The following is a 677-nucleotide window of genomic DNA, read 5'->3' as shown; positions in this document are numbered from 1 at the left end:
GGGCCCGGCCGGCGCGCCGGTTCGCCCGCGAGTACGGCGGCGACCCGGCGCACCAGGTCGGCCACGAGGTCCGCGCGCCACGCGGACCAGGCCGCGGGGCCGGTGGCGAGGGCGTCGGCCTCGGTGAGCGCGTGGAGCAGTTCGAGCGTCGTCAGGTCGCGCACGCGCCCGGCCACGGCGGCGACGGTCGCGGGGTCGTCCAGGTCGCGCCGGGTCGCGGTGTCCACGAGCAGCAGATGGTGGCGCACGACGGTGGCGACGACGCGCGTGTCCTCGGCGCCGAAGCCGACGCGTGCCGCCGTGTCGCGGGCGATGGTCTCGCCCACCACCGAGTGGTCGCCCGGCCACCCTTTGCCGAGGTCGTGCAGCAGGGCGCTGATCAGCAGCAGGTCGGGGCGCGAGACCCGGCGGGTCAGCGAGGCCGCCCGTACGGCGGTCTCGACAAGGTGCCGGTCGACGGTCCAGGTGTGCACGGGGTTGCGCTGCGGGCGGCAGTGCACGCGCTCCCAGTCGGGCAGCAGCCGGGTGACGATGCCTTCCGCCTGCAGCGCCTCCCACACGGCGACGGCCGGTTCCCCGGCGCCGAGCAGCCTGATCAGTTCCTCGCGCGCCTCGGCGGGCCACGGCACGGGCAGCGGCGCGGCGGCGGCCAGGCGCCGCACGGCGTGCGGGGAGAC

1 protein-coding gene is annotated in these 677 nt (G+C 77.7%); it reads right to left on the bottom strand.

Annotated features, from left to right (window positions below; all coding sequences use genetic code 11):
- Positions 1 to 677 (bottom strand): HD domain-containing protein (locus tag JFN87_RS33310; RefSeq protein ID WP_209346256.1); only part of this gene is annotated, 677 nt, incomplete at both ends.

The sequence above is a fragment of the Streptomyces montanisoli genome (genome assembly GCF_017813245.1).
GTDB lineage: Bacteria > Actinomycetota > Actinomycetes > Streptomycetales > Streptomycetaceae > Streptomyces > Streptomyces montanisoli.
This window is presented reverse-complemented; position numbering and strand designations above follow the sequence as displayed.